We start from the raw sequence: 9077 nt of genomic DNA, 5'->3' as shown, positions 1-9077 counted from the left end.
ATTGACGTTGTGTTTTATTCTTTCCTGTTCAGTTTTCAATGTCCTCTCACTCGTCTCTCTCGTCGAGTGCCCATTTATATTACCATCCTCTCTCCCTTTTGTAAAGCTTTTTCTTGTTCTTTTTTTATTTTTTTCTCTTTTTCACTCTTTTTCTGCCTTTATATCAACATTTTTTTATCCCACTCTTTTTTTACCTTTTTCTCTTCTTTGTCTAATATACCGTGTTTTTACAACAAAAAAAGACCTTTTTAGTGGTCTTCTTTCAAACTGTTAACAAATAAAATGTTAATAGTCTGAAGGACCTATTTCCTCAATAGGCCCTTATTTTTGAATAAACTTTTGATCTTCTTTTGGTATTCCTGTTTCATCTAAAAAATAGCATTCAACTTTCATATGTAGATGATATTTGATTCTTAGTTCCATTATTTGATCCATGATGCTAGAAGAATGATGTAAATCAATTGCTTCTTGATTATCCCAACTATCCACTAATAAAACCGTTTCTTCTTCTTCTACTGAAAAGAAATATTCATAACGTCTATTTCCTTTTTCTTTTCTAATTTCATCAACAAGACCACTTGTTAACATCTCTTTGACAAAAGCTTTTGCACTTCCATTTTCTCCAGTATAGTAAATATGAACAGTAATTGCGTTATTCTTTTTCAAGACTTGATTTCAAATTTTCAATACGTTGATTGATTTCATCAATCTTTTGAACAACTGGAGCAGCTTTTTCATCAAAGACATTGTCCTTATTTAAAACTTCATAATACAACTTTCCTAATTCAATGAATTGATCATCCAAATCAGCTTCTGCACTTTTAATACTTACTTTTGTTTTTGCAGTATCTACAAGTTCAGAAGATTTTTCAATTGTTTTTTCCGTAAACTTTGCTGCTTTCTTTGTTAAATCATCAAATAATGCCATACTTTTCCCTTCTTTCTTTCCATAATTTTATCATATTGACCTTTATAATTAAACATTTATAATTAAGACTGTTTGGAGGTATTTATGAATCATAGATTAGAAAATGAAAAAGTGTCATCACTTTTATTCTCGCTTGCTTTACCATCCATTTTGGCACAGCTTGCAACGCTTATTTATAATATGGTTGATCGTATTTATATTGGTAGACTTCCCGATGGTGGTTTATCCATTGCGGGAATTGGTTTATGTACATCAATTATTACAATCATTACTGCTTTTAGTAATCTTTTTGGTCGAGGTGGTGCTCCACTCGCCTCTATTAAATTAGGAGAAAAGAATCCCAAAGAAGCTGAAAGAATTTTAGGAAATGCTTTTAGTAGTTTAATTTTAACCTCGCTTATCATTATGTTCTGTCTTTTTGTTTGGGGTGATAAAATTCTTATTCTTTTTGGAGCAAGTCAAAAAACACTTCCTTATGCTTTATCTTATTTAAGAATTTATGCAGTTGGAACTGTGTTTATCCAATTAACAGTCGGTCTTAATTATTTTATCAACACTCAAGGTTATGCGAAGTTTGGCATGATGACTTTACTTATTGGTGGTATTTTAAATATTATTTTAGATCCTATCTTTATCTATGTTTTACATATGAATGTTGCTGGTGCTGCCCTTGCAACCATTATTTCACAATTTGTCTCATGTATTTGGGTGTTATCTTTTTTATTTGGTAAAAAGACAATTATAAAAATAAGAAAAGAATATCTTTTATTTGATAAAAATATTATGAAAAAAATATTAGGTTTAGGTTTTACTCCTTTCTTTATGTCATCAACAGAAGGAATTTTACAAGTCGCCTTTAATAGACAGCTTCTTCTTTATGGTGGAGATTTATCGGTAAGTGCTATGACAATACTTCTTTCAATGTCACAAATCCTATCTCTTCCTATGGAAGGAATTGCCCAAGGAGCACAACCTATTATTAGTTACAATTTTGGCGCAAAAAAATATGATCGTGTAAAAGAGACTATTAAAATTACGATCAAAGTAGCTTTAACCTATTCAATTATTGGCGTTTTGCTAATGGAAGCATTTCCTCAAGTATTTGTTTCCTTATTTGCTAATAATACTCAGTTAATTCAACTTTCTTATCAATTATTAAGAATCTATATCTTTGGCTTTATTATCATGGGTGCTTTCTCTACTTTTCAACAAACCTATAATGCATTAGGTTGTGGAAAAAATGCATTTTTCTTTGCATTCTTTAGAAAAATCATTTTATTAATACCTTTGATTTATCTGTTACCATTTATTTTACCAAGTTATGGAGTTTATGCTGTTGTTCTAGCAGAACCGATTTCAGATTTAATGACAACAATTCTTAATGGTATTTATTTCAAGCATTTTGTGAAAAAAACACTCGCTTAAAAAAGAGGCTACAAAAGCCTCTTTTACTCTAATTAAAAATATCTTTTTCTACCTTTAAGCTCATTATTTATGATTGAAAGTATTTTTCTATTTCTTTAATTTCTTTTTCTGGTATTTCTAATAAACAAACCGCTTCTTTAAATGACATTTGTAATCTTTCCATTAGTTTTCTTACATACTCTATATTCTTTTCTTTACGTTCTATTTTTTTCCTTAGTTGATTCCTTGGCTAATTCCTTGATTGATTCCTTCATTTCTTGCTTTTCTTTCAAGATAGTTTGCATATACAATCATGATGTACTTCATGGTAATGATACATTTCATTGCGAATAACTTGTTCTAATAATTTACAATCTTGTAAATCTGTTAAATTTTTTAGTTTTGCAATAAGTTCTAATAATTCTTCTTTACTTAAAGCACGACAGCCCACAAGAATTTTCACAATAGCAACAAGTTCTTTAGAAACTAAAAAATGATTGAACTTTAAAGAATACGTTTTACTTTGATAAGAATAAAGAAGTTCACTATTTCCTACCACATCTCGATTATCCGCTAAGAAATTTTTAATTTCATTAATATCTCTTGTAATACTTTTTGTAGATACTTCATATTCACTAGCAAGATTAGAAACAGAAAGTTCTTCTCCTTTAAAAGCTCTATAAAAAATATCTAACACTCTATTTTTCTTTTGATTATTTACCATTTGTCCCACTTCCTTATTACAGCTTCTATTATAGAGTTCAACTAAGACAGCCACATGTCCTAGTAAAAATATTCTAAAAAAATTATACCACGCAAAAAAAGGAAATGGTTTCCCATTTCCTCACTTACAAATTCTAAACTTTTAAAGCTATTGTATAAGCTCCCCAAATAGCAGTCATAAGATTACTTGGATGAATGGCATCTCCTAATAAGTAAACATTATCACCTTTTATTGAATCATATAATGTTTGATTTGATTTATATCCAACAGAAACAACAACTGTATCTGCATCAATTGTTTTTGGAATATGATGTACTCCAAATAATGACATCATACGTGCTCTATTGTTGATATTTGGTTGATTGGTTGTCATTACATTAATTAATAATTTTCCATCTTTATATTCTTTAACTGTTGCATTTTTATAAATATCCACATGATAATGTTCCATTAATTCAACAAGCATATTATAGTTTGGTGCAGCAAGACCTTCAACGTTCATAATTGTTGGAAGTGCTTCTACTACAGATACTTTCTTATTCTTTCTTGCTAAATCATAAGCCAATTCACAACCTGTAAGACCTCCACCAATAATGACAACATTTTGGTCCTTAATATCTTGTTTATCTAAAACATCTACAGCGTATCTTACATTTGGTTGATCAAATCCAGGAATCATGTCTAAACGTTTTTCACTTGCTCCCGTAGCTACAAAAACAACATCATATTTTTCTTTATCTTCTACCTTAAATTCTGTATTGAATTTAACATTCACACCTGTATCTTTAATTTGTTTTTTATACCAAGCAAGTAAACGACGATCATCATCTTTAAAATCAAAAGCACTTGCTTCATTAAAGACACCACCTAGACGATCTGTTTTTTCATAAAGGTCAACCTCATGACCACGAAGAGCAGCAACACGTGCAGCTTCCATACCAGCAATACCGCCACCAACAACTGCAACCTTCTTTAAAACATCTGCTTTCGTAATATTATAATGATTTTCCATACCACATCGTGGATTTAAAGCACATGAAATATCTTTAGAACTCATTGTTTTCATATCAACTTGGAAAATACGTGCTAAGCATCCAAAATGACAAGAAATACATGGTCGAATATCATCTTCTTTTCCTTCTTTGAATTTATTTGCAAGATCTGGATCAGCTAATAATGGACGCCCCATACCCATCATATCAATCTTTCCTGCCGCAATTTCTTTTTCAGCAAGTTCAGGATCATCAAAACGTCCACCACAAATAACTGGAATGTTGACCCATTGTTTTACCTTTTCAACATCTTCCAAGTTACATGCTTTTGGCATATATACTGGTGGATGTGGCCAATACCACGCATCATATGATCCATTATCACAATCAAGCATGTCATATCCTGCTTCTTCTAACATTTTAGCAACTTTTTCACTTTCTTGATAATCTCTACCAAATTCTTGATATTCTTCTCCAGGTAAAGCACCTCTATTAAAATCTTTTGTTTTACTTACAACTGAATATCGAACGGAAACTGGGAAATCTTGTCCACAAGCTTTTTTAATTGCTTTAACAATTTCACATGGGAATCTTAAACGATTTTCTAAACTTCCACCATATTCATCATTACGTTTATTCCATGCAGCAATCGTAAATTGATCCAACAAGTAACCTTCATGAACTGCATGAATTTCTACCCCGTCAATACCGGCATCTTTAGCGGCTTTAGCCCCCATGGCAAACCATTCAATATATTGATGAATGTCTTCAATACTCATTTCAGGATTATTTTTAGATGGATCCCATACATTAGGCATTGAACTAGGTGCTGGATCTGTAGCATGAATAGATGCTCTACCAGACATTGCTGTTAACATAACAAATACTTTTGATCCATATTTATGAACACCATCTGCTAAGTATTTCATGTTTTCAGTATAGCTTTTTACATCATTGACAATACTTGGAAGCCCTGCTCCTTTAGGCACTGGAACTAAACCAGTAATAATTAACCCTGTTCCTCCTTTAGCTCTTTCAATATAATAATCTGCTCCATCTTTTGTATAACTTCCGTCATTATTCATCATACGTGGTGAAAAGACCCCCATTGGAAGTAATGCAATACGATTTGGAACTTCTACTGTACCGATTTTAATCGGTGAAAATAAATGTTGATATTTATTCATACCAAATCCCTCCTTGAATTAGTTCACTGAACTTATTCAGTTTACTTATATATACATCGTAAGCCTTTACAATTCAATTGTCAATAACTTAATAATTTTTTCACATAGAAACAAAAAAATAGAAAGACTTTCGTCTTTCTACAAACCAATATAATCTAATACAATAGAAATTTCTTCATGCACTGCTTCTATTAAATCATAACTTCCATTATGACAACACCAATCATAAATACTTCCTCGACTAATTCTTAACATCATTTTAGCAGCATGTTCTTTATTCATATGTTGTATATTATTTAAGTTTTCTAAAAGCTTTTGATAAAGATATCTTTCATCACTATGAAGATATGTATTTTCAGCATTTATTTGATTTTTAAAACAAATAGTTGTCATCTTTAAACCAATATCTAAAAAAACATCTTTTATTTGAAAATCAATTAGAAAGAGAATAGCCTCTCTTTCACTATCAAAAGTTTGCTTTTCATAAGCTTCTTTTAACATCTGATCAAATTCATAATATCCATAATCAATGATGGCTTCTTTATTTTTATAATGATAATAGACAGATCCTACAGAAACATTTGCTGCCTTAGCAATATCACTTACTTTTACCTTATCATATCCAAATTCATCAAATAACTTAAAAGCAACATCATATATTCTCTTTTTCGTTTCTTCTCTTTGTATATCTCTAGTAGTCATCCTATTCCTCATTTCTAAACAGAATAGATTTTATCAAAACTTATTAAAAAATACAAATAAGTTACATATTTCCAGATTCTAATGCTTTAAAAAAATCATGTGCTTCATCATGGATATTTACTTTCTTTGTTGCCTCAAGAACATACCACGTAAATTCTAAATCTTGAATAATAATAGGAATTCTCTTACCACATCTTTGTAGAAAATAATCTTCTTCAATTAATCTTCTAGCAACATCACTAATCACTTCTAATAATTCATAATACCCTACTGGACCTTTTCCTATATATCTACAATTTTCATCATAACAATCAGGATCTTCATAACCAATATTCTCTATACCTTCTTGTTTATACCACGCAAATAAAGTTTCCATTCCTTTTTCATCAAGCATATCTTTATCATCTTGCTCTAAATATGCATAATTCCATCTTTCTTCACTATAAAGACCTTCATCATCTCCAGAATATTCACTTTTAAAGAAAGTTTCATTATTTAAAGAAATACTAAATTCACAAACATTAGAATATTCTTTATATGTATATGCTTCATTACTATATAGAAAAAAGGTAATAGAATAAGCATCTGACATATCCCAATGATCCATTTCATTTTTTATCTTATTATAAAAATATTCTCTTAAATCAATCATCACTCTAATCCTTTCTTTGTTTATTTATTTAATTATACTTGATAATCAAAGCGATTAAAATAAAAAAATCCTCCTCGTTGATTTCAACGAAGAGGACATTTTAATTAATCATTTCTTTTTCTTCTTGCTAATACAAATACACATCCTGAAATAAACATCATTACTGCAAATGCTGTAATTGCTGTATTATCTCCTGTTTTTACTTTTGATTTTTGTGTATTTTTCTTTGTTTCTGTTTTAACTGTTTCGTCTTTTTTATTTGTTGATTCATCTTTTTTATCAGATGGATTTGTTGGTTCTTCTTTTTTGTTTTCTGTTAATGCTTCATATGCTTTATTTAATGTTGCTAATGCTTCATCAATATCTTCTTGTGAACTTACTTTACTTAATACTTCTTTAGCATCATTTAATGCAATTTCAAATACTGACCATGATGCATCAGTATAGTTTCCTTTTTCAAGTTTTTCTAATTCTGCTACTTTATTTTCTAATTCATCTCTATTAATTGTTTTAGCATCGTATGTTATTCCATGACCACGTTTATAAACAATTTCATCTGTATAACTATTACTATCAGCATCATATTTTGTAACATTTACAGGTAAAGTTCCTGTTGCTCCAAATGTACCTAAAGCTACTTCTACACCAGCAATAATATTTGGTCCATATGCTTCTTTAGATGTTGTAGTTCCACCTACGATAGCTTCTGTTGGATCAACAGAAGATCCTATATCACCATATACAGCTAAGATTGCATCTGCATATGGATATAATTGAACATCATATGGTAAATCTACTGACATAATAACTGAAGTTTTATTATTTTCTTTACAATATTTTGTAAAATTATTTGGTCCAGCAGAAAGCCAATGTTTATAATTTGTATAGTATGTTCCATAAATTTCTGAATTAATAATAACAGTATCAGCCCAATCAATATTTTCTTTTACTGTTTCTAAATCATCATGATTCACAAAACATTGAACTTTAACTTCTGCACCATCAGGAATTAATCCAGCTTTCTTTGCCCTATTCCATCCCATTAACATTTGAGATTGTTCATTTGTATATGGGCAAAGCATTAAAACTTTACTTTTTTTAGTAACATTTAATGGTAATGCGTTATTTTCATTTTTAACAACTGTTACAGCTTTTCTAGCGATTTCTCTTTCTTTAGCTCTGTTTTCATCACTACCTACTGTTGCTAATGCTTTTTCTAATGAATAGTTAGATTCTTTCCAATCTAAAATTCCTTTATTTTCTTTTAATGTTAAGATTCTTGTTACTGCATCATCTAATCTAGATTTTTTAATTTCACCATCATTTACTGCTTTTTCTACACCATCAATAATTTTATCTAAATTAGCTAAATCATCTTTGCTTTTTAAATCACAAGGCATACATATTAAATCTACCCCTGCATTAATAGCAAGTTTAGTAGCTTGAACTTGATCGTATGTTTTTGCAATACCTGCCATGTTCATTGCATCAGCAACAACAACCCCATTAAATCCTAATTCATTTTTTAATAAATCTGTAATGATTTTATGAGATAATGTTGAAGGTAATTTTTCTTGTTGTTTAGTTTTTTCTGAATAAACAGTTGTATTATCTAATTGAGGGTAAAGAATATGAGCTGACATGATCATTTCAATACCTTGATTAATTGCAACTTGATATGGTTTTAATTCATTATTTAATAATTCTTCTTTTGATTTGTTTACGATTGGTAATCCATAGTGTGAATCAGTAGCTACATCTCCATGTCCAGGGAAGTGTTTTGCACATCCAATAACATTATACTCAGCTAATCCTTCGATTTCAGCTGAGGCCATTTTCCCCACCATTTCAGCATCATCACCATATGAACGTAGTCCAATAACCGGGTTACTTGGATTATTATTAACATCAACAACTGGTGCTAAATTTGTATTAATTCCTAAAGAACTTAATTCACTACCAATAATTTCTCCAGCAATTTTAGCATTATTGACATCACCTGTTGCTCCTAACGCCATGTTTCCTGGTAAAGCAGTTCCTGATCCTAAACGATAAACAGAACCACCTTCTTGATCTGCACTAATCAATAATGGAATACCATTATCTTTTGTTGCTGCTTTTTGTAGATCCATTGTTAAATTATAGCTTTGTTCAGTTTCTTTAATATTGTTAGCAAAGAAAATAACTGAACCAAAATCATAATCTTCTACGATTTTTTGTACTTCTGAATTCATTTTAGTAAAATCAGTAGCTTCCGATTCATCTTCAGTTTTCCATTTTCTAAAATCAACCATCATCATTTGTGTTATCTTTTGTCTTAATGACATATTTGATAACAAACTATCAACTCTTGAAGTTGTAGCACCAACCCCTGACATAGCCATTGAAGCGACCATTGATAGGGACATAGCTGATGCTAGAACTTTTTTCATTCTTTTTCCCATTTATTCATATTCCTCTCTATAATTTGCACTTAATATTGTCTAGA

8 protein-coding genes are annotated in these 9077 nt (G+C 30.1%); 1 reads left to right on the top strand and 7 read right to left on the bottom strand.

Going from position 1 to position 9077, the window contains the following annotated elements:
* Nucleotides 1–321: 321 nt before the first annotated feature.
* Together OCV55_RS13070 and OCV55_RS13065 are read right to left on the bottom strand one after the other, a co-directional pair.
* Nucleotides 322–666, bottom strand: coding sequence for a putative quinol monooxygenase (locus tag OCV55_RS13070; RefSeq protein WP_147580836.1), 345 nt, complete (start codon nucleotides 664–666; stop codon nucleotides 322–324).
* On the bottom strand, nucleotides 653–928 hold the full coding sequence (locus OCV55_RS13065; RefSeq protein WP_147580835.1) for a hypothetical protein: 276 nt from the start codon (nucleotides 926–928) through the stop codon (nucleotides 653–655). The genes OCV55_RS13070 and OCV55_RS13065 overlap by 14 nt, the downstream gene beginning before the upstream one ends.
* Before the next feature lie 84 nt (nucleotides 929–1012).
* Between OCV55_RS13065 and OCV55_RS13060 the strand changes: the two genes are divergently transcribed.
* Nucleotides 1013–2353 (top strand): MATE family efflux transporter, encoded by a 1341-nt coding sequence (locus OCV55_RS13060; protein WP_119362699.1) that lies wholly within the window; start codon nucleotides 1013–1015, stop codon nucleotides 2351–2353.
* Nucleotides 2354–2621: 268 nt separating this feature from the next.
* On the opposite strand, the gene OCV55_RS13055 is transcribed toward OCV55_RS13060, so the two are convergent.
* The 5 genes from OCV55_RS13055 to OCV55_RS13035 form a co-directional block, all read right to left on the bottom strand.
* The gene (locus tag OCV55_RS13055; protein WP_147580834.1) at nucleotides 2622–3056 is read right to left on the bottom strand and encodes an HTH domain-containing protein; all 435 of its coding nucleotides are present in this window, start codon (nucleotides 3054–3056) and stop codon (nucleotides 2622–2624) included.
* 133 nt (nucleotides 3057–3189) lie between these two features.
* On the bottom strand, nucleotides 3190–5235 hold the full coding sequence (locus OCV55_RS13050) for an oxidoreductase (protein WP_147580833.1): 2046 nt from the start codon (nucleotides 5233–5235) through the stop codon (nucleotides 3190–3192).
* A 138-nt stretch (nucleotides 5236–5373) separates the two neighbouring features.
* A complete protein-coding gene (locus OCV55_RS13045) occupies nucleotides 5374–5937 on the bottom strand; it encodes a TetR/AcrR family transcriptional regulator (protein WP_175301667.1) in 564 nt (187 codons plus the stop codon).
* 61 nt (nucleotides 5938–5998) lie between these two features.
* On the bottom strand, nucleotides 5999–6589 hold the full coding sequence (locus OCV55_RS13040) for a hypothetical protein (protein WP_107029942.1): 591 nt from the start codon (nucleotides 6587–6589) through the stop codon (nucleotides 5999–6001).
* Nucleotides 6590–6693: 104 nt separating this feature from the next.
* Nucleotides 6694–9021, bottom strand: a complete 2328-nt coding sequence (locus tag OCV55_RS13035; protein ID WP_267309948.1) for a glycoside hydrolase family 3 N-terminal domain-containing protein — start codon at nucleotides 9019–9021, stop codon at nucleotides 6694–6696.
* Nucleotides 9022–9077 lie beyond the last annotated feature (56 nt).

The sequence above is a fragment of the [Clostridium] ammoniilyticum genome (assembly GCF_025566905.1).
Taxonomy (GTDB): Bacteria; Bacillota_I; Bacilli_A; order Erysipelotrichales; family Coprobacillaceae; genus Faecalibacillus; species Faecalibacillus intestinalis.
Note: the sequence above shows the minus strand (reverse complement) of the source record. Positions and strands in the feature narration are given on the sequence as shown.